The sequence below is a fragment of the Amycolatopsis ponsaeliensis genome, from assembly GCF_030182635.1.
Classification (GTDB): domain Bacteria; phylum Actinomycetota; class Actinomycetes; order Mycobacteriales; family Pseudonocardiaceae; genus Amycolatopsis; species Amycolatopsis ponsaeliensis.
Map to the genome: position 1 here is coordinate 311,367 of NZ_JAPZLD010000002.1, position 24,153 is coordinate 335,519.

At 71.8% G+C, this 24,153-nt stretch carries 25 protein-coding genes; 14 read left to right on the plus strand and 11 right to left on the minus strand.

The window, feature by feature from the left end; all coding sequences use genetic code 11:
- Positions 1 to 88 precede the first annotated feature (88 nt).
- Positions 89 to 859, plus strand: coding sequence for an isocitrate lyase/PEP mutase family protein (locus tag QQ657_RS04360; protein ID WP_284740727.1), 771 nt, complete (start codon positions 89 to 91; stop codon positions 857 to 859).
- A 3-nt stretch (positions 860 to 862) separates the two neighbouring features.
- Here QQ657_RS04360 and QQ657_RS04365 read toward each other — a convergent pair whose 3' ends face one another.
- From QQ657_RS04365 to QQ657_RS04375, 3 genes are all read right to left on the minus strand, one after another.
- Positions 863 to 2,437: a succinic semialdehyde dehydrogenase gene (locus tag QQ657_RS04365; RefSeq protein ID WP_284740728.1), complete on the minus strand. Its 1,575-nt coding sequence runs from the start codon at positions 2,435 to 2,437 to the stop codon at positions 863 to 865.
- Between the two features lie 7 nt (positions 2,438 to 2,444).
- Positions 2,445 to 4,067, minus strand: coding sequence for a GMC family oxidoreductase (locus tag QQ657_RS04370; protein WP_284740729.1), 1,623 nt, complete (start codon positions 4,065 to 4,067; stop codon positions 2,445 to 2,447).
- Between the two features lie 151 nt (positions 4,068 to 4,218).
- Complete coding sequence (locus tag QQ657_RS04375) at positions 4,219 to 4,827, minus strand: TetR/AcrR family transcriptional regulator (RefSeq protein ID WP_284740730.1); 609 nt, start codon at positions 4,825 to 4,827, stop codon at positions 4,219 to 4,221.
- Positions 4,828 to 4,885: 58 nt separating this feature from the next.
- On the opposite strand from QQ657_RS04375, the gene QQ657_RS04380 reads away from it, so the two are divergent.
- Positions 4,886 to 5,323, plus strand: a complete 438-nt coding sequence (locus QQ657_RS04380; RefSeq protein ID WP_284740731.1) for an SRPBCC family protein — start codon at positions 4,886 to 4,888, stop codon at positions 5,321 to 5,323.
- A gap of 6 nt (positions 5,324 to 5,329) precedes the next feature.
- Here QQ657_RS04380 and mftR read toward each other — a convergent pair whose 3' ends face one another.
- A complete protein-coding gene (gene mftR, locus QQ657_RS04385; protein ID WP_284740732.1) occupies positions 5,330 to 5,971 on the minus strand; it encodes a mycofactocin system transcriptional regulator MftR in 642 nt (213 codons plus the stop codon).
- A 106-nt stretch (positions 5,972 to 6,077) separates the two neighbouring features.
- Here mftR and mftA point away from each other — a divergent pair, with 106 nt between their 5' ends.
- The 7 genes from mftA to mftD all read left to right on the plus strand — a co-directional run bounded on the left by mftA (position 6,078) and on the right by mftD (position 12,138).
- Complete coding sequence (mftA, locus tag QQ657_RS04390) at positions 6,078 to 6,185, plus strand: mycofactocin precursor MftA (RefSeq protein ID WP_284740733.1); 108 nt, start codon at positions 6,078 to 6,080, stop codon at positions 6,183 to 6,185.
- Entirely contained in the window at positions 6,175 to 6,468 is a 294-nt protein-coding gene (mftB, locus tag QQ657_RS04395) for a mycofactocin biosynthesis chaperone MftB (protein WP_284740734.1), read from the plus strand. The genes mftA and mftB overlap by 11 nt, the downstream gene beginning before the upstream one ends.
- A complete protein-coding gene (gene mftC / locus QQ657_RS04400) occupies positions 6,468 to 7,634 on the plus strand; it encodes a mycofactocin radical SAM maturase (protein ID WP_284740735.1) in 1,167 nt (388 codons plus the stop codon). Before mftB ends, mftC begins: the two co-directional genes overlap by 1 nt.
- Positions 7,635 to 7,636: 2 nt before the next feature.
- Entirely contained in the window at positions 7,637 to 8,311 is a 675-nt protein-coding gene (gene mftE, locus QQ657_RS04405) for a mycofactocin biosynthesis peptidyl-dipeptidase MftE (RefSeq protein ID WP_284740736.1), read from the plus strand.
- Positions 8,308 to 9,081, plus strand: a complete 774-nt coding sequence (locus QQ657_RS04410; protein ID WP_284740737.1) for a mycofactocin-coupled SDR family oxidoreductase — start codon at positions 8,308 to 8,310, stop codon at positions 9,079 to 9,081. The genes mftE and QQ657_RS04410 overlap by 4 nt, the downstream gene beginning before the upstream one ends.
- 445 nt (positions 9,082 to 9,526) lie before the next feature.
- Complete coding sequence (mftF, locus tag QQ657_RS04415; protein ID WP_284740738.1) at positions 9,527 to 10,948, plus strand: mycofactocin biosynthesis glycosyltransferase MftF; 1,422 nt, start codon at positions 9,527 to 9,529, stop codon at positions 10,946 to 10,948.
- The gene (gene mftD / locus QQ657_RS04420; RefSeq protein WP_284740739.1) at positions 10,945 to 12,138 is read left to right on the plus strand and encodes a pre-mycofactocin synthase MftD; all 1,194 of its coding nucleotides are present in this window, start codon (positions 10,945 to 10,947) and stop codon (positions 12,136 to 12,138) included. The genes mftF and mftD overlap by 4 nt, the downstream gene beginning before the upstream one ends.
- Before the next feature lie 3 nt (positions 12,139 to 12,141).
- Here the strand turns inward: mftD and QQ657_RS04425 are convergent, their stop codons facing one another.
- Positions 12,142 to 12,570, minus strand: coding sequence for a helix-turn-helix domain-containing protein (locus tag QQ657_RS04425; protein WP_284740740.1), 429 nt, complete (start codon positions 12,568 to 12,570; stop codon positions 12,142 to 12,144).
- A 37-nt stretch (positions 12,571 to 12,607) separates the two neighbouring features.
- On the opposite strand from QQ657_RS04425, the gene QQ657_RS04430 reads away from it, so the two are divergent.
- Positions 12,608 to 13,225, plus strand: coding sequence for a class I SAM-dependent methyltransferase (locus tag QQ657_RS04430; protein WP_284740741.1), 618 nt, complete (start codon positions 12,608 to 12,610; stop codon positions 13,223 to 13,225).
- On the opposite strand, the gene QQ657_RS04435 is transcribed toward QQ657_RS04430, so the two are convergent.
- Positions 13,212 to 14,474 (minus strand): amidohydrolase family protein, encoded by a 1,263-nt coding sequence (locus QQ657_RS04435; RefSeq protein ID WP_284740742.1) that lies wholly within the window; start codon positions 14,472 to 14,474, stop codon positions 13,212 to 13,214. The genes QQ657_RS04430 and QQ657_RS04435 overlap by 14 nt on opposite strands.
- 81 nt (positions 14,475 to 14,555) lie before the next feature.
- Between QQ657_RS04435 and QQ657_RS04440 the strand changes: the two genes are divergently transcribed.
- Entirely contained in the window at positions 14,556 to 15,527 is a 972-nt protein-coding gene (locus tag QQ657_RS04440) for an Lrp/AsnC family transcriptional regulator (RefSeq protein ID WP_284740743.1), read from the plus strand.
- Here the strand turns inward: QQ657_RS04440 and QQ657_RS04445 are convergent.
- On the minus strand, positions 15,514 to 17,793 hold the full coding sequence (locus tag QQ657_RS04445) for a glycoside hydrolase family 3 N-terminal domain-containing protein (protein WP_284740744.1): 2,280 nt from the start codon (positions 17,791 to 17,793) through the stop codon (positions 15,514 to 15,516). The genes QQ657_RS04440 and QQ657_RS04445 overlap by 14 nt on opposite strands.
- 149 nt (positions 17,794 to 17,942) lie before the next feature.
- Here QQ657_RS04445 and QQ657_RS04450 point away from each other — a divergent pair, with 149 nt between their 5' ends.
- Entirely contained in the window at positions 17,943 to 19,346 is a 1,404-nt protein-coding gene (locus tag QQ657_RS04450; RefSeq protein ID WP_284740745.1) for an alpha/beta hydrolase, read from the plus strand.
- 22 nt (positions 19,347 to 19,368) lie between these two features.
- On the opposite strand, the gene QQ657_RS04455 is transcribed toward QQ657_RS04450, so the two are convergent.
- Entirely contained in the window at positions 19,369 to 20,169 is an 801-nt protein-coding gene (locus QQ657_RS04455; protein ID WP_284740746.1) for a S1 family peptidase, read from the minus strand.
- Positions 20,170 to 20,418: 249 nt separating this feature from the next.
- On the opposite strand from QQ657_RS04455, the gene QQ657_RS04460 reads away from it, so the two are divergent.
- A complete protein-coding gene (locus tag QQ657_RS04460) occupies positions 20,419 to 21,183 on the plus strand; it encodes a polysaccharide lyase family 7 protein (RefSeq protein WP_284740747.1) in 765 nt (254 codons plus the stop codon).
- Between the two features lie 43 nt (positions 21,184 to 21,226).
- Here QQ657_RS04460 and QQ657_RS04465 read toward each other — a convergent pair whose 3' ends face one another.
- The 3 genes from QQ657_RS04465 to QQ657_RS04475 all read right to left on the minus strand — a co-directional run bounded on the left by QQ657_RS04465 (position 21,227) and on the right by QQ657_RS04475 (position 23,410).
- Positions 21,227 to 22,249, minus strand: a complete 1,023-nt coding sequence (locus tag QQ657_RS04465; RefSeq protein WP_284740748.1) for an LLM class flavin-dependent oxidoreductase — start codon at positions 22,247 to 22,249, stop codon at positions 21,227 to 21,229.
- An 88-nt stretch (positions 22,250 to 22,337) separates the two neighbouring features.
- Positions 22,338 to 22,955, minus strand: coding sequence for a hypothetical protein (locus QQ657_RS04470; protein ID WP_284740749.1), 618 nt, complete (start codon positions 22,953 to 22,955; stop codon positions 22,338 to 22,340).
- Positions 22,956 to 22,972: 17 nt separating this feature from the next.
- Positions 22,973 to 23,410: a hypothetical protein gene (locus tag QQ657_RS04475; protein WP_284740750.1), complete on the minus strand. Its 438-nt coding sequence runs from the start codon at positions 23,408 to 23,410 to the stop codon at positions 22,973 to 22,975.
- A 310-nt stretch (positions 23,411 to 23,720) separates the two neighbouring features.
- On the opposite strand from QQ657_RS04475, the gene QQ657_RS04480 reads away from it, so the two are divergent.
- Positions 23,721 to 24,149: a Fur family transcriptional regulator gene (locus tag QQ657_RS04480; RefSeq protein ID WP_284740751.1), complete on the plus strand. Its 429-nt coding sequence runs from the start codon at positions 23,721 to 23,723 to the stop codon at positions 24,147 to 24,149.
- Positions 24,150 to 24,153: the final 4 nt, after the last annotated feature.

The following is a 24,153-nucleotide window of genomic DNA, read 5'->3' on the forward strand; positions in this document are numbered from 1 at the left end:
CCGCGCCGGTCCGTCCCCGCCGCACCACGTGGCGGGACGGGCCGGTCCGCGGCGGCGCGGGAGGGCCACCGGCCCTAGATTGGGCGGCATGACCTCCACCGCCGAAAAGGCCACCCGGCTCCAGGAGCTGCACGCCGCGCCCGAGCTGCTGCTCGTCGTCAACGTCTGGGACGCCATCACCGCCAAGGTCGTCGCCGAGACGCCCGGCACGCAGGCCCTCGCCACCCCGAGCCACGGCATCGCCGCCTCGCGCGGCTACCCGGACGGCGAGAAGATCCCGCGCGACGAGATGATCGCCGAGGTCGCGCTGATCGTGCGGACCGCGGGCGACCTGCCCGTCACCGCCGACCTCGAAGCCGGCTACGGCGACCCCGGCGGCACCATCGCCCGGGCGATCGAGGCCGGGGCCGTCGGCGCGAACCTCGAAGACCAGATGAAGCCCCTGGGTGACGCCGTGAAGGCGGTCGAAGCCGCCGTCGAGGCCGCGCAGAAGGCCGGCGTCGACTTCGTGCTCAACGCCCGCACCGACGCCTTCCTCAAGACCGACCCCGAGACCGCGCTGGCCGAGGCGATCACCCGCGGCCGCGCCTACCTCGACGCGGGCGCGTCCAACTTCTTCGTGCCCGGCAAGCTCGACGAGGCCCAGGTCGCGCGGCTGGTCGAGGAGCTGGGCGAGCGCAAGGTCAACCTCATCGGCATCCCCGGCTCGATCCCCCTCAAGCGCGCGGAGGAGCTCGGCGTCTCGCGTGTGTCCTACGGCCCGTGGAGCCAGAACGTCGCCCTGACCGCGCTGGCCAAGCTCGCCGAAGACGTCTACGCGGGCGGCGGCCTGCCCGCCGACACCCGGAAGCTCAACTGAGCGCTACCGGATCCGCAGCTTCCGCATGAGCTTCAGCCCGGACAGCATGCTTTCGACGTACTTCTCGTAGCCCTGTCCGGGCCGCGGGCCCATGACCTGCTTCTTCAGCACGGCCAGGTTCTGCCCGTCGGTGTACTTGAGCAGGCCCTGGTCGCCGTGGCGGGCGCCGACCCCGGAGCTCTTCACGCCTCCGGACGGCGTCCCCTTGGCGGCGAAGGCGGTCGCCAGGATGTCGTTGATGTTGACGTTGCCGGACTCCAGGCGCGCGGCCACCGCACGCGCGGCGCCGATGTCGCGGCCCCAGACCGAGGCGTTGAGGCCGTAGTCGGTGTCGTTGGCCAGCTCGACGGCTTCGTCGATCGTGCGGTACTTGTGCAGCGCGATCACCGGCCCGAAGGTTTCGGTGACGCCGCAGACCATGTCCTTCGTGACGCCTTCGAGGATCGTCGGCTCGAAGAACGCCGGCCCGAGGTCGGGACGCGGTTTGCCGCCGCAGAGCACGGTCGCGCCCTTCGCGACGGCGTCGTCGACGTGCTCCTTGACGCGGCGCATGTGGTCGGGCGAGACGAGCGAGCCCATGTCGGGCCCGAAGTCGTAGGCCGCGCGGACGTCCAGCGCGGTCGTGGCCGCCACGAACGCGTCCTTGAACTCGTCGTAACGCGACTCCGGCAGGTAGATCCGCTCGATGTGCATGCAGATCTGGCCGGTGTTGCCGAACGCGCCGAAGATCGCGCCCTGGACGGCTTCGGCGATGTCGGCGTCGTCGAGCACGATCATCGGGTTCTTGCCGCCGAGCTCCAGGCAGCAGCCGATGAGGTTGCGCCCGGCCCGCTCGCCGATCACCCGGCCGGTGGCCGTGGAGCCGGTGAACATCACGTAATCGGCCTGGTCGATGAGCGTCGGGCCGACGTCGGGGCCCTCGCCGCAGACGACCTGGAACAGGCCTTTCGGCAGGCCTGCCTCCTCGAGCATTTCGATGCCGTAGAGCGGCGAAAGCGCCGTCTTGTTGTCCGGTTTCAGGACGACGGCGTTACCGGCCATCAGCGCCGGGATCGCGTCGGAAATGCCGGTGGCGAACGGGAAGTTCCACGGCGCGATGATGCCGACGACCCCCTTGGGCTGCCGGACCTCGGTCGACGACGTCAGCATCGGCACCGGCCCGCCGCGCTTGGTCGGTGCCAGGAGCTTGGCCGCCCGCCGCAGGTAGTGGCTCATCACCATGGCGGGATCGCAGGTCTCTTCGATCGCCATCCGCCGGTTCTTGCCGCTCTCGACCTGGATGAGGTCGGTCACGGCCCGGGCGCGGCCGACGAAGAGCGCGTGCGCCCGCTTGAACACCGCCAGCCGCTGCTTGACCGGCGTGGCCGCCCAGGTCCGCTGCGCCTCGCGGGCGACGGCGAACGCCCGCTCGATGTCAGCCGGTGTCGACTGCGGCAGCTCGACGAGCACTTCGCCGGTGTAGACCTCGGTGAGCTTCCAGGTCTCGCCGGACGAGCCGGGCACACGGGCGACCAGCCGCTGCAAGAACGCGTCGGTCACCGACGCCGGTCGGGTGAGCTCGAGCGGGGTCACGGTCATGGTCCGCTCACTTTCCGAGGACGAGCCGCGCGCCCAGTTCGCCGATCATGATGGCGGGCGCGTTGGTGTTGCCGCCGGTGATCGACGGCATGATCGAGGCGTCGCAGACCCGCAGGCCCTCGACGCCGCGCACCTTGAGGTCGGGACCGACGACGGCGAGCTCGTCGACGCCCATCCGGCAGGTGCCGACGCCGTGGTAGACCGACGTCGCGCGGTTGAGGATCGCGTCGCGCAGCTCCTGGCCGCGCAGGTTCGTGCCCGGGTGGATCTCTTCCTTGACCGCGCCCTTGAACGCCTTCGACGCGAAGATCTCGCGCACCATCTCCGAGCCCTCGGCGAGCACTTCGAGGTCCGCCGGGTCGGACAGGTACTGGAAGTCGATGAGCGGCGCGGCCGTGGGATCGGCCGAGGCGAGCCGGAGCGTGCCGCGGCTCTTCGGGTAGATCAGCGTCGACAGCACGGTGAGCGCCGGGCGCTTGTCGACGTCGTGGCGGATCGGCGCGTCCTGGTTGGGCGAGACGTACGCCCACGGCAGGAGGTGCAGCTGGAGGTCGGGAGCGGCGTCGGCCTGCGAGGTCCGGAGGAACGCGACCGCCTCGAAGACGGAGTTGGCGAGGAACGTCGTGCCGGGCTTCAGCAGCTCACGGGCCAGGCCGCGGGCGAAGTACGGTGCCGAACCCTTGTTCTTGCTGGTGGACACGTGGAACGTCAGGGCGTGGAACATGTGGTCGTGCATGTTGTCGCCGACGGGCAGGTCGGCGAGAACGTCGATGCCGTGTTCCTTGAGGTGCTCGGCGTGGCCGATCCCGGACAGCATGAGCAGCTGCGCGGAGCCGACGAACCCGGCGGAGAGGATGACCTCCTTGCCGGCGCGGATGGTGCGCTCGCGGCCACCGTCGACGACCTCGACCCCGACCGCGCGGCCGTTCTCGAAGAGGATCTTCTTCGCCAGCACGCCGGACTGGAGCTCGAGCGTCGGCGGCGCGAGGTGGTGGATGTAGCCGCGCGAGGCGCTGTAGCGCAGGCCGTCGGCGGCGTTCTGCTGCATCCGGCTGACGCCCTCTTGGGACTCGGCGTTGTAGTCGTCGAGGATCTTGCAGCCGAGCGCGTCGGACGTGGCGTCGATGAACTGCAGCGAGCCTTCCTGCGGGATCTTGGTGCGGGTGACCCGGATCGGGCCGCCCGCGCCCCGGAAGGCGTTCTCGCCGTCCTCGAAGTCCTCCATGCGCTTGTAGGCGGCGTTGACGCTGTCGGCGTCCCAGCCGGTGTTGCCCTCGGCGGCCCAGGAGTCGAAGTTGGCGCGGTTGCCGCGGACGTAGACCATGCCGTTGATGGAGCTGGAGCCGCCGACGACCTTGCCGCGCGGCACCGGCATCCGGCGATCGAGAACGTGTTTCTGCGGTACGCCGTAGTAACCCCAGTCGTTGAGGTTCTTGAGCTGCGGCACGGCGTGCATCGGGCCCACCAGCCCGGGCTTCTTGATCAGCAGCTGCTCGTCGCTCTTCCCGGCCTCGAGGACGATCACGCTGGCCCCGGCCTGCGCCAGCCGGCCCGCGATCGCCGCCCCCGAGCTCCCCGACCCGACGACGACGTAGTCGGCTTCGTCGCCGCGCGGCGCCTTCTTCGCCATGTCCGCTCCTCGGTCCCAGCCCGCCACAAACTATAACCTGTTCTAGTTTGCTCACGGTATAGCTTCGCCACCTCGGAGCGCAACGGGTACACCTCTCCGGGGCCGGGGTCCGGCGCCACGCCCCCCTGGCGGCGTGGTCCTCGGCTGCCGGTCAGAGGCCGTTCCCCAGTGCCTCCGCCGCCCGGGCCAAGTCCGCGCGGACCTCCCGGGCCGCTCGGGCCGCGCCCTTCGACTGGTGACGCTGGAGGCTGAGCGCGTACACGTTCCACAACCCCGTGACCGCCGCCGCCGTGATGCGGACTACCGGGTCGTCCGGCGTCGTCCCGGCTCGGGTGGCCAGCGCCTCGACCGCCGCCTCCGTCAGCCGGTCGCGGGCCGCGCGGTGGTGGGCCACCAGGGCCGGGGTCGCGCGGATCAGCTCGCCGAACCGGCGGACCTCCGCCCAGCCGTGCCGGCGCGCCGAGGTCAGCATGAAGTCCAGCTCGTGATCGAGCACCCCGAGCGCCGCTTCCAGGGGTGCGGTGTCGGCCAGGCGCGCACTCAGCTCGTCCACGTGGGCGTCCCAGCGGTCGGCCAGCAGCGCTTCCTTGCTGCCGAAGTGGTTGAAGACCGTCTTTTCCGTGACCCCGCACGCGCGCGCGACGTCGGCGACGCGGACCGCGTCGAACCCGCGCTCCAGGAACATCACGGTCGCCGTGTTGGACAGCTGCTGCCGCAGTTCGCGCTTCCGGCGCTCCCGCAGCGTCTCGGGTTTCAGCACCACTACATCGTACAGTGGGAGTACTGTTTACAGTGACTGTAACGAACGGGAGTGACCCATGAGCGAGTTCGAGATCGTCCGCGAGTACCCGCAGCCCCGCCCCCGCGTCTGGCGCGCCCTCACCGACCCGGCACTGGTCCCGCGCTGGACGTCGACCGGCCGCGGCGGCAGACCCGAAGGCTTCACGCCGGAAGTCGGCACCCGGTTCCGGTTCGTCGGGCGGCCGGTCCCGGGCTGGGACGGCATCGTCCGCTGCGAAATCCTCGCGGCCGACGCCCCCGAACTCCTGAGCTTCAGCTGGCGCAACCAGGAAACCGACCCGCCCAGCACCGTGACGTACCACCTCGCCGAGACGGCGACCGGCACCCGCCTCACCTACCGCCACACGGGATTCCGCGGCCCGGGCGGGTTCTTCATGGCCCGGCTGCTGCACCGCGTCCGCCGCCGGATGCTCACCGAAGGCTTCCCCGAGGTCCTCGCCGCGAGCGACTGGTGACCACCCTCAGTCGGCCACCGGGTCGGGCTCCGTCCCCAGCACGTCGTCGGTGAGCCCGGCCGCGAGCGCCCGCAGCGCCGCGTCCAGGTACACCGTCAAGTCGGCGTCCGCCCGCGCGGACCACCGGTCGTAAGCCGCGCGGCAGGCCGCCAGCACCGCGCGCCCCACCACCAGCGGGTAGAGCGACTCCTCCGGCTGCCCGGACCGGCGGGCGACGAACGCGCTCACCACGCGCTCCCACGCGTCGTAGTGGACCGCGGCGCTGGCGGCCAGGTCCGGCACCGTGCTCAGCAGCGTCATCCGCCGGCGCAGCTCCGGCACGTCGTCCGCGCGGTAGTGGTTGGCCTCGAGCACCGCACGGCGGACGGCGTCGAACACCGGCAGGTCCGCGGGCGACCCGGCGAGCAGGGACCGGATCGTCTCGACCTCGGTGTCGAACTCGTTCCAGAGGACGTCGGCCTTGGCGTCGTAGTAGCGGAAGAACGTCCGCCTGCTGACGCCGGCCGCCGCGGCGATCTGGTCGACCGTCGTTTCGTGGAAGCCCTGTTCGCTGAACAGCCGCAGCGCCGCGACCTCGAGCTCCCGGGCGCTGGTGCCCGGCGGGCGGCCCCGGCGGGTCGCGGGCCGGGCGAGCACGTCATCGGTCATCCGGGTGCCGTTCCCTCGAGAGCCTTGATTATTGACACGGGGTGACACTACTCTCCCCTCTATTCGTCACTGAGTGCCGAAAATCATCACTGCCGAAGGAGCCAGGATGACCGAGAACGCGACCACCGCCGAACCCGCCGAGACCGACGAGGTCCTCACCGAGGAACTGCTGGTCGAAGAGGTCTCGATCGACGGCATGTGCGGTGTCTACTGAGGACTCGCCGGCGGGCTTCGACCTGGACGGCGCGTGGCGCCTCGACGACCGGGTCTCGATCCGGCCCGAGCGGTTCGGCGCCCTGCTGTACCACTTCGGGACCCGCCGGCTCTCCTTCCTGAAGAGCCCGACGCTCCTGACCGTCGTCCGCGGGCTCGCCGAGCAGCCCGACGCGCGGACGGCCTGCGCCGAAGCGGGCGTCGGAGCCGGGGAGCTGCCGAGGTACCGCGCGGCACTGGCCGCCCTCGCCGCGTCGCGCATGATCCAGCCGAGGAGTCTCTGATGTCCCTTGTGGACGAATTCCAGTACGGGCTCGACGCCCCCATCTGCCTCACCTGGGAACTGACCTACGCCTGCAACCTTTCCTGCGTGCACTGCCTTTCCTCCTCGGGACGGCGTGACCCGCGCGAACTGTCCACAGCGGAATGCAAGGCGCTGATCGACGAGTTCGAACGCATGCAGGTCTTCTACGTCAACATCGGCGGCGGCGAACCCACCGTCCGCCCGGACTTCTGGGAGCTCGTCGACTACGCGACCGAGCACCACGTCGGGGTCAAGTTCTCCACCAACGGCGTCAAGATCACGCCCGAGGTGGCGCGCCGCCTGGCCGCCAGCGACTACGTCGACGTCCAGATCTCCCTCGACGGCGCCACCGCCGAGGTCAACGACCACGTCCGCGGCCCCGGCTCGTACGACACCGCGATCCGCGCGATGCGCAACCTCGCCGACGCCGGCTTCGAGAACTTCAAGATCTCCGTGGTGATGACCCGCCACAACGTGAGCCAGCTCGACGACTTCAAGGCCATCGCCGACCGCTACGGCGCCCAGCTGCGGATCACGCGGCTGCGCCCGTCCGGCCGCGGCGCCGACACCTGGGACGAGCTGCACCCGACCGCCGCCCAGCAGCGCGAGCTGTACGACTGGCTGGTCGCCCGCGGCGAGAACGTGCTGACCGGGGACTCGTTCTTCCACCTCGCGGGCTACGGCGAGGGCGACCTGCCGGGGTTGAACCTGTGCGGCGCCGGGCGCGTCGTGTGCCTGGTCGACCCGGTCGGCGACGTCTACGCGTGCCCGTTCGCCATCCACGAGACCTTCCTCGCCGGCAATGTCCGTTCTCGGGGCGGGTTCACCAGTGTCTGGCGGGAGTCCGAGCTGTTCACCTCGCTGCGTTCGCCGCAGAGTGGTGGCGCGTGCGAGTCGTGCTCGGCGTTCGACGCGTGCCGCGGCGGATGCATGGCCGCGAAGTTCTTCACCGGGTTGCCGCTCGACGGCCCGGACCCGGAATGCGTGCGCGGCCACGGCGAACTGGCTCTCGCGGGCGTCACGAGCGTCCCGAAGCCGTCGCTCGACCACTCCCACCGGCGGCGGCCGGTCCCGGTCACCATCGGGATGCGCCGTCCGCCGGACCGGGCCTGCGACGAGAACCCCCTCGCCGGGTTCAGGCGCTGACCGTGCGGCTCGCGGACCTGTCCTGGCCGGATGTCGCCGAGCGCGCGGCGGCCGGCGCGATCCTCGCCGTGCCGGTCGGCGCGACCGAGCAGCACGGCCCGCACCTGCCGCTGTCGACCGACACCGACATCGCGCTCGCGCTGTGCGACCGGCTCTCGGACAAGCGCCCGGACGTCCTGGTGGCGCCCGCCGTGGCCTTCGGGTCCAGCGGCGAGCACGCCGGGTTCGCCGGGACGCTCTCGATCGGCCAGGCCGCGACCGAGCTGCTCCTGCTGGAGCTGGGCCGGTCCGCGGCGGAGACGTTCGCGCGGCTGCTGTTCGTCTCCGCGCACGGTGGCAACGCGGCGCCGGTCGCCCGGGCCGTCGCGCGGCTGCGGGCGGAGTCGCGCGACGTGTCGGTGTTCCAGCCTCGCTGGGACGGCGATCCGCACGCGGGGCGCCCGGAAACCGCACTGCAGCTGGCTTTGCGGCCCTCCGTCGTGCGGATGGACCAGGCGGCGGCGGGCGATCGGCGTCCGCTCGGCGAGGTGTTGCCGCTGTTGCGGGAGGGCGGAGTGCGCGCGGTGAGCCGCACCGGCGTGCTCGGCGACCCGACCGCTGCGACTTCAATGGAGGGGAATGCGTTGCTGGACGAGCTGACCGCTCAGCTGGTATCCCATGTGGACGGTTGGCGATGAGGACCGCGCTCGTCACCGGCGCGGCGCGCGGGATCGGGGCGGCGACCGTGCGGCACCTGGCCGGGCAGGGTTACGCCGTGCTCGCGGTCGACGTCGCCGAGGACGACCCCGCGCTGCCGTATGCGCTGGGGAGCAAGGCGGAGCTGGCGGCGGTCGCCTCGCGGACGGGCGCGGAGCCGTTCGTCGCCGACGTCCGCGATCCGGCGGCGCTGGCGGCCGCGGTGGCGGAGGCCGAGCGGCGGTGGGGCGGCCTCGACGTGGCGGTCGCGGCCGCGGGGGTGATCGCCGGGGGCGTGCCGTTGTGGGCGGTCCCGCCGGACCAGGAGGACGCGGTGCTCGACGTGGACTTGCGCGGGGTGATCAACCTGGCCAGGGCGGCGATCCCGGCGTTGCTGCGGCGCCCGGAGCCGAGGACGGGCCGGTTCCTGGCGGTCGCCTCAGCCGCGGCGACGCGGGGGTTGCCGATGCTCGCGGCGTACTGCGCGGCGAAGGCGGGGGTGGCGGGCCTGGTCCGCGCGCTGGGCGCGGAGCTGGGCGGGACGGGTGTGACGGCCAACGCGGTCAGCCCGGGCTCGACCGACACTCCGATCCTCGCCGAGAGCGCGCGGTTGTACGGGTTGTCTGGGGCAGAGGATTTCGCCGCGCAGCAACCGGTGGGGAGGTTGCTGGAGCCGGCCGAGATCGCGCGGGTGTTGGCGTTCCTGGCGGAGCCCGGCAGCGGAGCGACGACCGGCGCGGTGGTGCCGGTGGACGGAGGGCTGGCCCTGTGACTCCCGTGCGTGACTTGCCGGCTGGCGCCGCTGGGCCCGGCAATTTCTGGAGCAGGCACGACCCAAGTACCCGCCCTCTGCACGGCGGCCTGCCGAACGGCGCCGCCACAGCCGGGCCCCGCCCGGGCACCCGGCCCCCGAGCGCCGGCCGGCCACCCAACACAGCCACTGTCCCAACCGCACCCGATCCAGGCACCCGGTCCCCGGGCGGCGGCCTGCCGCCCAACGCCGCCGCTCCCGGCAACCTCCGGACCAGGCACGACCCAAGCACCCGCCCGCTGCACAGCAACCTGCCGAACAGCGCCACCGCAGCCGATCCAGGCCCCTGGCCCCCGAACTGCGGCCTGGCGCTCAGCACCGCCGCCCGAACCGAATCCTGCGCCGAGCCCGACCCAGGCACCCGGCGGCCGAGCGGCGCCGCTTCCCTCGTCGGAGGGCCGACCCCATGACCCCGGCACCCACTCCCCTGCCCGCCGGTTTCCGGATCGTCCTCGACCCCGACACCAAGCAACTCCGCGATGACCTCTGGTTCGGCGGCTCACCGGCCCGCGTCCTCCGCCTCACCGCGGCCGGCCAACGAGCCTGGCGAAAACTCGCCCACAGCCCCGTCAACGACGCAGCCACCGGCACTCTCGCCCGCCGGCTCACCGACGCCGGCTTCGCCCATCCCGTTCCGCCCGAACCGGCCGCGCCCGCCGACCTCACCGTCGTCATCCCGGTTCTCGACCGGCCCGACCCGCTCGCCCGCTGCCTGGCCTCGCTCGAGGGCACCCACCCCGTGCTCGTAGTCGACGACGGGTCGGAAGACCCCGCCGCCATCGCCGCCGTCGCTGCCGCGCACGGGGCGAAACTCGTGCGCCACGATGTCAACCGCGGGCCCGGGGCCGCGCGGAACACCGCTCTCGACCACGTCTCCACCGAACTCGTGGCCTTTGTGGACAGTGACTGCGTCGCCACCGGAAGCTGGGCCGACCACCTCGCCGCCCACTTCGCCGACCCCCTGCTCGGCGCCATCGCGCCCCGCGTCCGCGCCCTCGCCTCCGACACCGCCGCCGGGCGGTACACCCGAGCGACCGGCAGTCTCGACCTCGGGGACCGGCCCGCGCTCGTCGCTCCCCGCACCCGGATGTCGTACGTCCCGACCGCCGCCCTGGTCGCGCGAAGGTCGGCCTTGACGGAGATCGGCGGGTTCGATCCCGGCCTGCGAGTCGGTGAGGACGTCGATCTCGTCTGGCGGCTGCACGCCGCCGGCCGCCGCGTCCGGTACGCCCCCGATGTCCACGTCGGCCACCAGGAACCCGCGACCTGGCGCGAGCTCCTCGGCCGCCGCGCGCGGTACGGCACCTCCGCCGCCCCGCTCGCGAAACGCCACCCCGGGAACCTCGCGCCGCTCGTGCTGCACCCGTGGCCGGCCCTGACCGTCGCCGCGCTGCTCGCGCGGCGGCCGCTGCTCGCGTCCGCCGGCTTCGGCGGCGCCGTCCTGAGCATGCTGAAGACGTTGCGATCCCACGACATTCCCACCGAGGGTGTGGTCCGCGCGATGGGGACCGCCGTCCACCAGACCTGGCTCGGCACCGGCCGCTACGGGACGCAGTTCGCCGCGCCGGTCCTCGCCGCGCTCCTCGCCGGACGCGGGTGGGGACGGCGCGCCGCCGTCGCGTCGCTGCTGCTCGGCCCGCCGCTGACCCGGTGGCTCGCCGACCGGCCCGACCTGGACCCCGTCCGCTACACCGCCGGTGCTCTCGCCGACGACATCGCCTACGGCGCCGGCGTCTGGGCCGGGTGCCTGACCCACCGGACCCCCGCTCCGGCGCTGCCCGAAATCGCCTGGCGCCCGCTGCGCGTCGACCGTAAGGAAAAACGATGAGCGACACCTGGTTCGAATCCATCGCCGAAGCCCAGCGGCGCGCGAAGAAGCGCCTGCCCGCGTCCGTCTACTCGGCCCTGATCGCCGGGTCCGAGAAAGGCTTGACGCTCAAGGACAACCTCGACGCGTTCGACGAGCTGACGTTCGCGCCGCGCACCGCCGGGCAGTCCGGCGAACGCGCGCTCGCCACCTCCGTGCTCGGCCGGGAAATCGCGCTGCCGGTGGTCATCTCCCCCACCGGCGTTCAGGCGGTGCACCCGGACGGCGAGGTCGCCGTCGCCCGCGCCGCCGCCGCGCGCGGCACCGCGATCGGCCTGAGTTCCTTCGCCAGCAAGCCGATCGAAGAGGTCGTCGCCGCCAACCCGGACACGTTCTTCCAGGTCTACTGGACCGGCAGCCGCGACGACATCCTCGGCCGGCTCGACCGCGCCCGGCGAGCCGGCGCCGCCGGGATCATCCTCACGCTCGACTGGTCCTTCTCCCACAGTCGCGACTGGGGCAGCCCGCACATCCCCGAGAAACTCACTTTCCGCGAGCTGTTGCGCTTCGCGCCCGAAGGCCTGGCCCGCCCGCGGTGGCTGCTGGACTACGCGCGCACCCGCCGCCTGCCCGACCTCAGCGTGCCGAACATGGCCGAACCCGGCTCGCCGGTCCCGACGTTCTTCGGCGCGTACGGTCAGTGGATGCAGACGCCCCCGCCGTCGTGGGACGACGTGGCCTGGCTGCGCTCGCAGTGGGACGGGCCGTTCCTGCTCAAGGGCGTCATCCGCGTCGACGAGGCCCGGCGCGCGGTCGACGCGGGCGTCAGCGCGATCTCCGTGTCGAACCACGGCGGCAACAACCTCGACGGGACGCCGGCCACGATCCGGGCGCTCCCGGCGATCGCCGACGCCGTCGGCGACCAGGTGGAAGTCCTGCTCGACGGCGGCATCCGGCGCGGCAGCGACGTCGTCAAGGCGCTCGCCCTCGGCGCCCGGGCCGTCCTCATCGGACGCGCGTACCTCTGGGGCCTCGCCGCCAACGGCCAGGCAGGCGTCGAGAACGTCCTCGACGTCCTGCGCAACGGCATCGACTCGACGCTGCTGGCCCTCGGCCACCGCAGCGTCCACGACCTGAGCCGGGACGACGTCCGGATCCCGGAGACGTTCGCCCGCGCCCTGGGCACCGGCACCCCGGCCACGGTCCGCTGAGCGTCAGTGCGAGTGGGCCTCTTCCAAGGAGGCCCCCGCCAGGCGCGCCGCGACTCCGCGGCGGAAGTTCGGGCAGTCGTGGACGTCCTCACGCTCACACGCCAGGCCGTGCGCGATCGCCGTGCGCGCGGCCTGGGCCCGGGCGATCCGGCGGTCGAGTTCCGCGAGCTTGCGTTCGTGCAGCTCGCGCCAGCCCGGCGCCGCCGACGTGCGCAGGTCCATGAGGGTCTTCAGTTCGCGCAGGGTGAACCCGACGTCCCGGAAGATCAGGATCTCGCCGACCAGCTCGACGGCCGAAGGCGGGTAACGCCGCTGGCCCGCGACCCGCTCGGGCGCCGGGAGCAGGCCCAGCTCCTCCCAGTACCGCAGCGCGGAAGTGGCCACACCGGTGCGGTGGGCCAGCTCGCCGATCGTCAGCAGGTCCTCGGACATTTGACTTCGAGCGTACTTGAAGCCGTTGACTCGCGGCATGGCGATGACCGCGCTCAAGCAGCGCATGATCGGGCAGTTCCACCACCCGCACGGCCTCGGCGGGCGCGTGGCCGGGTGGGTGATGGCGCACCGGGGCTCCAACCGGCAGCGCAACGTCTGGGTGGTGTCCCTCCTGGACATCCGGCCGGCCGAGCGGGTGCTCGAAGTCGGCTTCGGCCCCGGGGTCGCGATCGGCGAGCTGGCCGCCCGCGCCACCCACGGCCGCGTCTACGGCGTCGACCACTCCGCGGTCATGGTCGAGCGCGCGAGCCGGCGCACCCGGGCCGCGGCGGACCGGATCGAGCTGATCCACGCCTCGGTGGACCGGCTGCCGTCGTTCGGCGAACCGCTCGACGCCGTCCTCGCCGTGAACTCGTCGGGCTTCTGGCCCGATCCCCCACAGCGGCTGCGCGAGCTCCGGAGCCTGCTGCGCCCGGGCGGCCGCATCGCGCTCGCGTCCCAGCCGCGGTGCCCCGGCGCGAACCGGGACACCACGACCAGGGCAGCGGGCGAACTCCGGGACCTGCTCACGAAGGCGGGGTTCACCGGCTTGCGGGTGGAGACCCTCGACCTCGATCCGCCGGTGGCCTGCGTCCTCGGCGTCAACCCCGGCTGAGCAGCCGGTCCCGCAGGCGATCCGCGGCCACCAGGTGAGCGTCGACGTCGGCGAGCAGCCGCCCGTGGCGCTTCACCACCCGGCCCGCGACGAGCACGGTGTCGACGTGCGCACGATCCATCTGCTGGGTCACCGTGCTGTACGGGTCGTACACCGGCGCGACCCCGACGCGGTCGGCGCGCAGCAGCACGAGGTCCGCCGGGCGGCCCGGGGCGAGGACACCGGTCTCCAGACCCAGCGCCCGCGCTCCGTCGCGAGTGGCGTGGGCCAGCATCGCGTGCACGGTCGCCCCGGACAGCCCGTCGTAGCGGGACACCTGGTACGCGGCACGCAGCTGCGTGAACATGTCCGCCGCCACGGTGACCTCGACGTCCGTGCTGAGGCTCACCGGCACCCCGGCCCGGGCGGCGGCGGCGAACGGCGGGTGCCCGTGCCCCATCACCAGCTCGACCGCCGGGGCGACCGAAAGCGACCCGCCACTGTCGGCGATCAAGCCCAGTTCGTCCCCGTCCAGGCCGGTGCCGTGGATGAACACGGTGCCGGGCCTCAGGACGCCGAGGGCACGCAGCCGGGAGACGGGCCCTTCGCCGTGGTGGCGCTGGACGACGTGGCGGGCCGTCCGGACGCACAGCTCGTCCGCGAGCCGGGCGTTGTGGCGCTCGGCGTCTTCGTCGCCTGGCTCGGTGACGAGCGCGAGGGTGACCGGACCGTCGTCGCCGGGCAGCAGCTCTTCGCGGACCCGGCGCACGTCGGCGTCGAGGGCGGCGCCGTGGCTTTTGGCACGGGGAAAGCTGTTGCCGTAGGCGAAGACCGCGCGGATGCCGCTGTCCTTCAGCGCCTGGACGAGCGCGTCGGACGCGGCCGGGCTGTCCTGGATGTTGGAGACGTCCTGCACCGTCGTGATGCCCGCGTCCAGCGCCGCGTAAGCGGAAAGCAGGTTCCCGAGGTAGAGGTCCTCGGGCGTCAGCAGCGGGCCGACGCGTTCGAGGACGGTCGTGAAGTACTCGGCCAGCGTGTGGTGCGGCGCGCTGCCGCGCAGGCCGGCCTGCCACATGTGCCGGTGCGTGTCGACGAAGCCCGGGATCGCGATGCACCCCGAAGCGTCGATCTCCGCCTCGGCGGCCGTCAGGTCCCTCCCGACTTCCGCGATCCGGCCGTCCGTGACGAGGATGTCCGCGCGGTCCAGGTCGCCGAGGCCGGGGTCCATCGTGAGGACCCGCGCACCTCGGATGATCAGCGATTGCGTCATGGCCCCCACTCTCGGGCCCGGCCGCACCACGGCTCCACCTACCGCGCCGAGATGGGAAGATCCTCCGGACAGGAGGACTTCATGACCGATTCTGCCGAGTTCGATGCCCTGGACCGGAAGATCCTCCACGCACTGCAGGTCGACGGCCGGGCCCCGGTCCAGCGCGTCGCCGACGTCCTGGGTGTCTCCGCCCAGACCGTCCACCGCCGCTACGGCCGGCTGCGCGTGGCGGCCGGCCTGCGGGTGACCGGGCAGCTCCGGCCCGAGGCCGTCGGCGAGGAGGAGTGGCTCCTGCGGATCCGGTGCGCCCCGGACCGCACCGGGACGATCGCGCGGGCGCTGGCCCGCCACAGCGAGACCTCCTGGGTGCACATCGCTTCGGGCGGCACGGAAATCATGTGCGTCGCCCGCAGCGGCGCCGTCACCGGGCCGACGCTGCTCCAGGCACTGCCGAACACGCCGCGGGTGCAGGAGATCAGCGCGCACTGCCTCCTCCACACCTACTACGGCGGCGAGCTCAGCATCGTGACCAAGACCGGGCCGCTGGACGACGACCAGGTCGCGGCCCTGCGGCCCGGTCCGCACGCGGCCACCGGCACCGCGACGCTCACCGCGACGGACCACGCCTTGGCAGCGGTGCTCGCCCGGGACGGGCGGGCCGGCTACCCGGAGCTGGCCCGGGCGGCCGGGTGCTCGGTGTCGACGGCCCAGCGGCGGCTGACGGAGCTGCGCCGCCACGGCGTGCTCTACTTCGACCTCGACCACGACCCGCGCGTCCTCGGCCGCACCAAGCTCGCGATGCTCTGGCTCGGCGTCGGCCCCGCCGCGCAGGACGAGGCCGGCCGGGCGCTGGCCGCGCACCCAGAGGTGTCGTTCGCGGCCTCGACCACCGGCCCGGCGAACCTCTACGCCGCGGTCAACTGCCCGAACAACGCGGCCCTGCACCGGTACCTGACGGGCCCGGTCGCGGGGCTGCCCGGCCTCACCTCCGTGGAGACGGCACCGATCACCGAGACGGTGAAACGCGCGGGAACGGCGCTCAGCCGACGGTGAAGCTCGCGGTCAGCGTGGCCGCCGAGCTGGTGCCCACGTAGACCTCGATCTTGCCCGGCTCGACGCGGAACTTGGCGGCGTTGTCGTAGAAGCCGACGTCGTCCGGGGTCAGGGTGAACGACACCGTCTTCGAAGCACCCGCGTCCAGGGTCACCCGCTGGAACCCGCGCAGCCGCCGGACGGGCTGCACGATCGTCGCGACCGGGTCACGCAGGTACAGCTGGACGACCTCGTCGCCCGCGCGGCCGCCCGTGTTCGTGACCCGGGCGCTCACCTGGATCCGGCCGCCGCGCATCGACATCCGGGTGTCCGAAAGCCGCAGGCTGTCGACCCGGAACGTCGTGTACGACAGGCCGAAGCCGAACTCATACAGCGGCCCGGTCTCCAGGTCGAGGTACTTCGACGTGTACTTGTTGTTCGGATCGGCGGGCCGGCCGGTGTTCTCGTGGTTGTAGTAGATCGGGACCTGGCCGACCGCGCGCGGGAAGCTCACCGGCAGCTTGCCGCCCGGGTTGACCGTGCCGAACAGGACGTCCGCGACCGCGTGCCCGCCCTGCACTCCCGGTGCCCACGCCTCGAGGATCGCGGGCGCGTTGTCGTGCAGGTACGGGATCGTCAGCGGCCGGCCGTTGACCAGCACCACCACGAACGGCTTGCCGGTCTCCTTGATCGCGGCGACGAGCTGCTGCTGCACGCCGGGGAGGTCGATATTGCTGCGGGCGGCCGCTTCGCCGCTCATCGCGGCGGTTTCGCCGACCACGACGACCGTGACGTCGGCCGCGCGGGCGGCCTGCTGCGCGGCGGCGAACCCGCTGGTGTCGGTCCCGTCGACCGTGCAGCCCGCGGTGTAGGTCACCGCGGCCCCGGGCGCCGCGGCCTTGATGCCGTCGACCACCGTTACCGGCGGGGTCGTGCCCGCGCCGGTGCCCAGGCCCGACCAGGTGCCGTTGAGGTCGTAGGTCGCCGTGCCGAGCGGGCCGACGACGGCCACCTTGCCGACCGACTTGGCCAGCGGCAGCACCGGCCCGTCGTTCTTGAGCAGCACCATGCACCGCCCGGCGGCCTGCCGCGACGCGGCGAGCGCGGCCGGGGACGGCGCCTTCACCTCGCCGGCCTCGTCGACGTACGGGCGTTCGAACAGGCCCAGCTTGACCTTGACCAGCAGGATGCGGCGGACGGCGTCGTCGATCTGGTCGCGGGTGATCCGGCGCTGGGCGAGCAGTTGCTCCCCGAACTTGACGTAGTTGGTGCTGACCATCTCCATGTCCACCCCGGCCGGCAGCGCGGCGGCCGCCGCGTCCGCGCCGTCGCCGGCGAGCCCGTGGTTGATCAGCTCTTCGATGCCGGTGTAGTCGCTGACGACGAACCCGCGGAAGCCGTAGGCGCCCTTGAGGACGTCGTGCACGACGTAGCCGTTGCCGTGCGCGGGGACGCCGCTGATGGTGTTGAAGCTGGCCATCACGGTCGCCACGCCGGCCTCGACGGCGGCCTTGAACGGCGGCAGGTACAGGTTGTGCAGGCGCTGCAGCGAGACGTCGACGGTGTTGTAGTCGCGGCCCCCTTCCGCGCCGCCGTAGGCGACGAAGTGCTTGGCGCACGCGGCGAGCCGGTCCGGGGACGAGTAGTCGCCGCCCTGGTAGCCGCGGACCTTGGCCACGGCCATTTGCGACGCCAGGTAAGGATCTTCACCCGAGCCCTCGGCGATGCGCCCCCAGCGCGGCTCGTGGGTGACGTCCATCATCGGCGCGTAGGTCCAGTGGATACCGCTGCGCCGGGCTTCCTTCGCCGAAACCGTCGCGTCGGCGGCCGGCACGCCCGGGTCGAAGCTCGACCCCTGGGCCAGCGGGATCGGGAAGTTCGTGGTGTAGCCGTGGATCACGTCGAGGCCGAAGATCAGCGGGATCCGCAACCGCGTCTGCTCGACGGCGATTTTCTGCAGGGCGTTCAGCTTCGCGGCCCCCACCACGGAGAACACCCCGCCGAGCTGCCCGGTCGCCAGCGACGTCCGCGCGAGGTCTTCGGTGCCGACCAGCTGCAGCTGGCCCAGTTTTTCGGCGAGGGTCATCCGCCGGAGGAGGTCTTCGACCCGCGGGTTGCGCTCCGGCTGGACGGCGGCGTCCGCGGCGGCCGGCGGGGCGAGCGCCGTGGCGACTCCCCCGGCGGCGAGGAGACCGCCGACTCCGGCGAGCAGGCTCCGCCGGTTGACGCCGTCGGCGGACGGCGAAGCGACTGCGTGGTTCTCGGGGTGGCTCTCGGGCTGTTCCATGGCGGGGACCCTTTCGCGAGAGGACGAGGGCCGTCAGCATAAGCACGATCGCGGCCCGCCGAACGGTTGGTTTTTCCTTCCCGCGAACGCTTGTGGTCCGGCCCCGGGCGTCCTACGGTCGACTCCGGACCGACTGCGGAGGGGGCGCTGTGCGGGCGTTCGGAGCTGTCCTGGCAAGCGCTTTCCTGGTGACCGGCGCGACCCCCGCCCTCGCGGACGCGGCCTGGTCGCCGTCCCCGATCGCCTGGACGACGTGTCCGGACGACCCGGACAACCCCGGCGTTCCCGACGGCGAATGCGGCACGCTCCGGGTGCCGCTCGACTGGGACCGGCCGTGGGGGCCTTCGATCGGCCTCGCGGTCGCCCGGCACCGCGCCACCGACTCCGCCCACCGCCTCGGCGTGCTGCTGGCCGACGCCGGCGGCCCCGGCTCGTCCGGCGCGGAGATCGCGCTGTCCCCCGGTTACTTCGGCCCGGAGCTCCGGGACCGGTTCGACATCGTGGGCTTCGACCTGCGCGGGACCGGCCACAGCGGCTACATCGACTGCGAAATCCCGCCCGGTGCGCCCGACAACGAGCCTGCCGGTCGGGCGCAGTTCGAGGCCCTGCGCGCGTACAACCGGCAGGTGGTCACGGACTGCCGCGCCCGGAACCTGCCGGTCTTCGACCACGCCGACACCGCGGCCAACGCCCGGGACCTGGACGCCGTCCGCCGCGCGCTGGACGAGGACAAGATCAGCTTCCACGGCGCTTCCTACGGCACGCTGCTCGGCCAGCAGTACGCCGAGCGGTACGGCGACCACGTCCGCGCGATGGTGCTGGACGGCGTCATCGACCACAGCGTCGATCTCGCGCACTTCGTCGGCGACCGGGCTGCCGCCGTGGACGAGCTGTTCGGGCAGTTCACCGCGTGGTGCGACCGGACGGAGACCTGCGCGCTGCACGGCCGGGACGTCCTGGCGACCTGGCGCCGGGCGCAGGCCGCCGCCGACGCGATGCCGTTCCCGCACAACTGGCTGCGCGACCAGGTGTACAACGACATGCGCGTCCCGGACTGGGACGACGTGGGCCGGGTGATCGCCGACACCGCGGCGGGCCTTTCCCCGGTGCGGGCCGAGTTCATGCCCAACTACCCGTCGATCCGCCTGGCCGTCGTCTGCCAGGACTTCGACCTGCGCATGCGCACTTTCACGCAGTATTCGGCACTGTACGCCGAAGAGCTGCGCCGGTCGCCGATCATGCGTGGCAGCACGATCGGCCACGACGAAGCAACGGCGTGCCTCGGCGTCGCCGGCCCGCCGGCGAACCCGCCGCATCGGCTGGACCTCTCGCGAGCACCGCGGATCCTGGTGCTCAGCAGCCGCTACGACCCCGCGACGCCGTACGCCTGGGCGGTGAACGCCCACCGCCAGGCGCCGGCGAACACGACGCTGCTGACTTACGAGGGCTCGGGGCACGGCGCTTACCGGCGCACCGCGTGCACCCGGGCGGCGGTGGACGGCTACCTGCTGACGCTGAAGACACCCCACCACGACTTCAGCTGTCCCGCCTGAGCCACCACCGCCCGGTCCGGGCTCAGCCCAGGTGCGAGCTGATCACCGAGTAGTCGTTGCCGACGTTGGTGTACACGCCCGGGAAGTCCTTGCGGGCACAGCCTTCGCCCCACGAGACGATGCCGGCGAGCTTGCCGTCGACGTAGGCCGGGCCACCCGAGTCGCCCTGGCAGGAGTCCTTGCCGCCTTCGGGCACGCCCGCGCAGAACATCGACGCCTTGTCGTACTTCGCGCCGCCGGTGCTGTACTTCTCCGCGCAGGTGTCGTTGTCCACCACCGGGACCGACACCTTGAGCAGCGTGTCGGAGACGTCGCCGCCCTCGGACGTCGTGCCCCAGCCGACCACCGTGACGTCCTTGCCGGCCTGGTAGGCGGCGTCGCCGGCCGACTGCACCAGCGTCGCCGGCTCGTACGGCAGGTCCTTGTCGAGCGTCAGCACGGAGTTGTCGTGCTGCATCCCGCTCATGTCGAAGTCCGGGTTCTGCCAGACGTCGCTCACGCCGGCCTTCGTGCCGGAGGTGTCGGAGAACTTCGTCTGGCCGCCGATGATCTCCATCTGCGACGCCTCGACGCCGTCGGTGCAGTGCGCGGCGGTCAGCACCTTGTTCTTCGCGACCAGGGTGCCGGCGCAGTGCTGCGCGCCGTTGACGTTGAAGATCACGGTGGCCGGGAACTCGTCGATCGTGGTCGGCGTGCCGCCCACGATCCGCGGATCACCGGCCGACGCACCGGGTGCGGCGACGACCGCGAGGGCTCCGGCCGTGGCGGCCGCGGCGAGGACCGTCGCGGCCCGCCGGACCACGGAACGTCCGTCTACCTGCATGAACATCTCCCTTCAGGGACCTGGAAGGTGGTACCCGGGAGCAGACCAGACCGGCCGTGGTCGCGGTTAGCTACGAAAGTCGCTTCCTGACCATTTGACGACGATGGTTGGTTTTTGTCCGACATGAGTGGCGAAGTGGCCGCACACGCGGTAGCCGCTGTCAATCCTTGACATCATGCCAATGCCGTCTTAACGTTCCTTCACGCCGCCGGGTTGTCCAGACCATTTATTTCGCGAAAGGACACCTCGATGCGCGTGCGTTCCCTGCTCGTCCTGCTGGCGGTCCCGGCCCTCGCCGCCGCCACCGCCCTCCCCGCGCTGGCGGCCGACCCGACCGTGGCCCCGGGTGGCAACTTCGACCTGGGGATCTGGCAGCTGCAGGAGCCGGTCGGCTCCCCCGGGTCGCCGACCACGATCTCTTCGTCCCGGCTGAAGGGCGCAAACGGCTTCCAGGACAGCTACTTCTACACCGACACCCGCGACGGCGCGATGACCTTCTGGGCGCCGGAAAAGGGCGTCACCACCCCGAACTCGAACTACGCGCGGTCCGAGCTGCGCGAGATGAACCGCGACGGCTCGGCCGCGAACTGGTCGCTGAGCGGGTCGCACAAGCTGAGCGCGACGCTGCGGGTGGTGTCGGCGACGTCGAACGTCTGCGTGGGCCAGGTCCACCTCGGCACGGGCGGCTCGTCGACGAAACCGTTGCTGGAGCTGTACTACCACTCGAACGGCGACATCGTCCTGGGCACGGAGAACTCCCCCGACGGCGGCCAGACGCCGCACACGGTCGGGCACGTGTCGATCGGCAAGACCTGGACCTACACGATCGGCATCTCGGGCGGCAACACCATCGACCTGACGGTCAACGGCAGCACCACGCACTACTCGATCCCGTCGTCGTTCAAGGCGTACAAGCAGTACTTCAAGGCGGGCTCGTACAACCAGTCCTCGTCGGACAGCACGACCAAGGGCGCGCGGGTCGGGTTCTACGGCCTGACCGTCTCCCACAGCTGACCGGTCCGGCCCGGTGGCCGCCACCACCAGGCCGGCGTCCGGTTCAGCGCCAGCCGAGCTCCGGGGCCACGTGGGTGAGGATGCTCTCCAGCCCGTGCGCGTTGTAGTCGACGCCCAGCTGGTTCGGAATGGTCAGCAAGAGCGTGTCCGCGGCCTGGACCGCCTCGTCCTCCTTGAGCTCCCGCACCAGCTCGTCCGGCTCGGCGGCGTACGAGCGCCCGAAGATCGCGCGGGTGTTCTCGTCGATCATGCCGACCTGGTCGCGGGAGTTGCGGTCGCCGCCGAAGTACGCGCGGTCCTGGTCGTTCGTCAGGGCGAAGATGCTGCGGCTGACCGACACGCGCGGCTCGCGGGTGTGCCCGGCCTCCTGCCACGCCTCCCGGTAGGCCTCGATCTGCTTGCGCTGCTGGACGTGCAGCGGCTCGCCCGTCTCGTCGTCCTTGAGCGTGGAGCTCTGCAGGTTCATGCCGAGCTTCGCGGCCCAGACGGCCGTCGCGTTGGAGCTCGAACCCCACCAGATGCGGTCGCGCAGTCCCGCGGAGTGCGGCTCGAGCCGCAGCAGCCCCGGCGGGTTCGAGAACATCGGCCGCGGGTTCGGCTGGGCGAAGCCCTCGCCGTCGAGCAGCTTGAGGAAGACCTCGGTGTGCTGCCGGGCCATGTCGGCGTCGGTCTCGCCGTCGGCCGGGGCGTACCCGAAGTAGCGCCAGCCCTCGATCACCTGCTCGGGGGATCCCCGGCTGATGCCGAGCTGGAGCCGGCCGCCGGAGATGAGGTCGGCGGCGCCCGCGTCCTCGACCATGTACAGCGGGTTCTCGTAGCGCATGTCGATCACGCCCGTGCCGATCTCGATCTTCGACGTGCGCGCCCCGATCGCCGAGAGCAGCGGGAACGGGCTCGCCGCCTGCCGCGCGAAGTGGTGCACGCGGAAGTACGCGCCGTCGACGCCCAGCTCCTCGGCCGCGACCGCCAGGTCGATCGACTGGTGCAGGAAGTCCGCGGCGGACCGGGTCTCGGAGTGCGGGCTCGCCGACCAGTGGCCGAACGAGAGGAAGCCAATCTTCTTCACACCCCTCCCAGCGTCCGGCGGCCGGGAATGATTCCCCGGTGTGAGCGGAGCCGCCGCCGGACCCCTCGCCCGGCGGCGGCCTCGGAGCTCAGCCGCAGTGCTCTGAGCGCTCCTGGTCGGTCATCGGCGCGGTGTGCTGCGTGATGTCCCCGGTCGAGCCGGGCACCGGGCCGTCCGCGTCGAAGTCCTGGTACCAGATGTAGTGGTCGTAGAACTTGTCCGGGAAATGCATTTCGTAGGTGCCGTGCACCTTCTGCATCTTCGGCGCGCGTTCCACCCAGCCCTTTTCCCCGGGCCGGACGTCGACGTTGGTCGCCTGCCCTTCGGTGTGCGACGACTCCCACGTGTGCTGGTAGGACGTCTCGATCGAAACCTTGAACACTTCCGAGAATCCGTATTCCGCGGAAAGGGAAACGCCGAAGCTGTTCGACTCGCCCGTCGTGTCGGACCAGTTCACCGTGCTGCGCTGCAGGTCGCCGGTGCAGTTGAAAGCCGCTTCGCCGACCTGGTGCCCGGCCCCGGTGTGCTCCTCCGGCGGGCCGGCCGGGTGGAACACGCACGAGTCCGTGCCGTTGTCGCACTTGTCGAGCAGTTCCCGGGCGGTGGGCTGGCCGTCGGCCGACGCGCCGGGCGCCGTGAGGACGAGGCCGGCGGCGGTCAGCAGGCCAAGGCCCGCCGCCGTCCACGCGGTGCGCTTGCTGGTCATGGTGGTCACTCCTTCGCTCAGCTGAAACCGATGGACTGGGTGCGGTCGTTCATGAAGGACCCGACGTTGCCGGTGTTCTCCTTGAACGGGCCGTCGCGATCGCCGCCGAGGTTCGGCTCCGGGTAGAGCCAGACCCAGCAGTCACCCCACGGCTGCACGGAACTGATCTTGTTCTTCCAGTCGTCGCCGAGGTCGAACTGCCAGTTGACCCAGCCGTCCTTCTTGCACAGTTCGGGTCCGGTGATCGTCAGCGAGTTCCCCGTGTAGTCGGGACCGTCGAAGAAGGTGCCCTGCACGACCTGACCGGCTTCCTGCTCGACGGCCGCCGAGCGCTGCGTGCCCGAAGAACAGTGCTGCACACCGGTCACCGAATTCAGCACGCAATGCCGGGTCGTCGCCGCCGCGGACGCCGGAACGGCGCCGAGCAGGCTCACCGCCGAAGCCGCGGCCGTCATCGTCAGAACAGTTCTGGTCCAATTCCGCGCCATTGTGAAATCCTTTCATGGAATGGGAAGTGATCTTCTTCCTCGAAAGTACGACGACCCCCTCGGGCAATGCGCGCGCGTTGCCCCTCGGCACAGCGGGGTCTGCCCCATTCCCCCACGGCCCCCGGCGCCGTTGTGCACCCTCGACGGGCTCGCGGTACAGTGCGCCATCCCGGTGACGGAGGTCGTCGAATTCGTGACTGCGCGTGACTCGATCTTGCGCGTTCGGCGTGTCGTAACTTGACTCATTCCAGAGAAGCCCCCTAGGGTGACCGTCGTGATGACCGACTTCGAGGCGCAGCTGCGGGCGGTCTCGTTGCGGGTGACGCGGCCGAGGCTGGCCGTGCTCACCGCGCTGCACGACCACCCGCACGTCGACACCGAGACGGTGATCGCGCTGGTGCGGGCCGAGCACCCGACGGTGTCGCACCAGACGATCTACGACGTCCTGCGGGCGCTCACCGACACCGGCCTGGTGCGGCGCATCCAGCCCGCCGGCGCCACCGCCCGGTACGAGTCCCGGGTCGGGGACAACCACCACCACGTCGTGTGCCGCACCTGCGGTGCGATCGCGGACGTCGACTGCGCCGTCGGCCACACCCCGTGCCTGACCGCCTCGGACGACCACGGTTTCGTGATCGACCAGGCGGAGGTCGTCTACTGGGGCACCTGCCCCGACTGTGCGGCCACCACCCGAACCTCCCATTGATTGC

Bases quoted from the DNA above. Each gene is read 5' to 3' on its own strand.
- QQ657_RS04480 (WP_284740751.1), top strand. From the start codon at position 23,721: ATGACCGACTTCGAGGCGCAGCTGCGGGCGGTCTCGTTGCGGGTGACG.
- QQ657_RS04370 (WP_284740729.1), bottom strand. From the start codon at position 4,067: ATGGCGAAGAAGGCGCCGCGCGGCGACGAAGCCGACTACGTCGTCGTC.
- mftF (WP_284740738.1), top strand. From the start codon at position 9,527: ATGACCCCGGCACCCACTCCCCTGCCCGCCGGTTTCCGGATCGTCCTC.
- QQ657_RS04430 (WP_284740741.1), top strand. From the start codon at position 12,608: ATGGCGATGACCGCGCTCAAGCAGCGCATGATCGGGCAGTTCCACCAC.
- mftA (WP_284740733.1), top strand. From the start codon at position 6,078: ATGACCGAGAACGCGACCACCGCCGAACCCGCCGAGACCGACGAGGTC.
- QQ657_RS04425 (WP_284740740.1), bottom strand. From the start codon at position 12,570: ATGTCCGAGGACCTGCTGACGATCGGCGAGCTGGCCCACCGCACCGGT.
- QQ657_RS04410 (WP_284740737.1), top strand. From the start codon at position 8,308: ATGAGGACCGCGCTCGTCACCGGCGCGGCGCGCGGGATCGGGGCGGCG.
- QQ657_RS04475 (WP_284740750.1), bottom strand. From the start codon at position 23,410: ATGACGGCCGCGGCTTCGGCGGTGAGCCTGCTCGGCGCCGTTCCGGCG.
- QQ657_RS04435 (WP_284740742.1), bottom strand. From the start codon at position 14,474: ATGACGCAATCGCTGATCATCCGAGGTGCGCGGGTCCTCACGATGGAC.
- QQ657_RS04380 (WP_284740731.1), top strand. From the start codon at position 4,886: ATGAGCGAGTTCGAGATCGTCCGCGAGTACCCGCAGCCCCGCCCCCGC.
- QQ657_RS04470 (WP_284740749.1), bottom strand. From the start codon at position 22,955: ATGACCAGCAAGCGCACCGCGTGGACGGCGGCGGGCCTTGGCCTGCTG.
- QQ657_RS04440 (WP_284740743.1), top strand. From the start codon at position 14,556: ATGACCGATTCTGCCGAGTTCGATGCCCTGGACCGGAAGATCCTCCAC.
- QQ657_RS04360 (WP_284740727.1), top strand. From the start codon at position 89: ATGACCTCCACCGCCGAAAAGGCCACCCGGCTCCAGGAGCTGCACGCC.
- mftR (WP_284740732.1), bottom strand. From the start codon at position 5,971: ATGACCGATGACGTGCTCGCCCGGCCCGCGACCCGCCGGGGCCGCCCG.
- mftD (WP_284740739.1), top strand. From the start codon at position 10,945: ATGAGCGACACCTGGTTCGAATCCATCGCCGAAGCCCAGCGGCGCGCG.
- QQ657_RS04445 (WP_284740744.1), bottom strand. From the start codon at position 17,793: ATGGAACAGCCCGAGAGCCACCCCGAGAACCACGCAGTCGCTTCGCCG.
- QQ657_RS04365 (WP_284740728.1), bottom strand. From the start codon at position 2,437: ATGACCGTGACCCCGCTCGAGCTCACCCGACCGGCGTCGGTGACCGAC.
- mftC (WP_284740735.1), top strand. From the start codon at position 6,468: ATGTCCCTTGTGGACGAATTCCAGTACGGGCTCGACGCCCCCATCTGC.
- QQ657_RS04455 (WP_284740746.1), bottom strand. From the start codon at position 20,169: ATGCAGGTAGACGGACGTTCCGTGGTCCGGCGGGCCGCGACGGTCCTC.
- QQ657_RS04460 (WP_284740747.1), top strand. From the start codon at position 20,419: ATGCGCGTGCGTTCCCTGCTCGTCCTGCTGGCGGTCCCGGCCCTCGCC.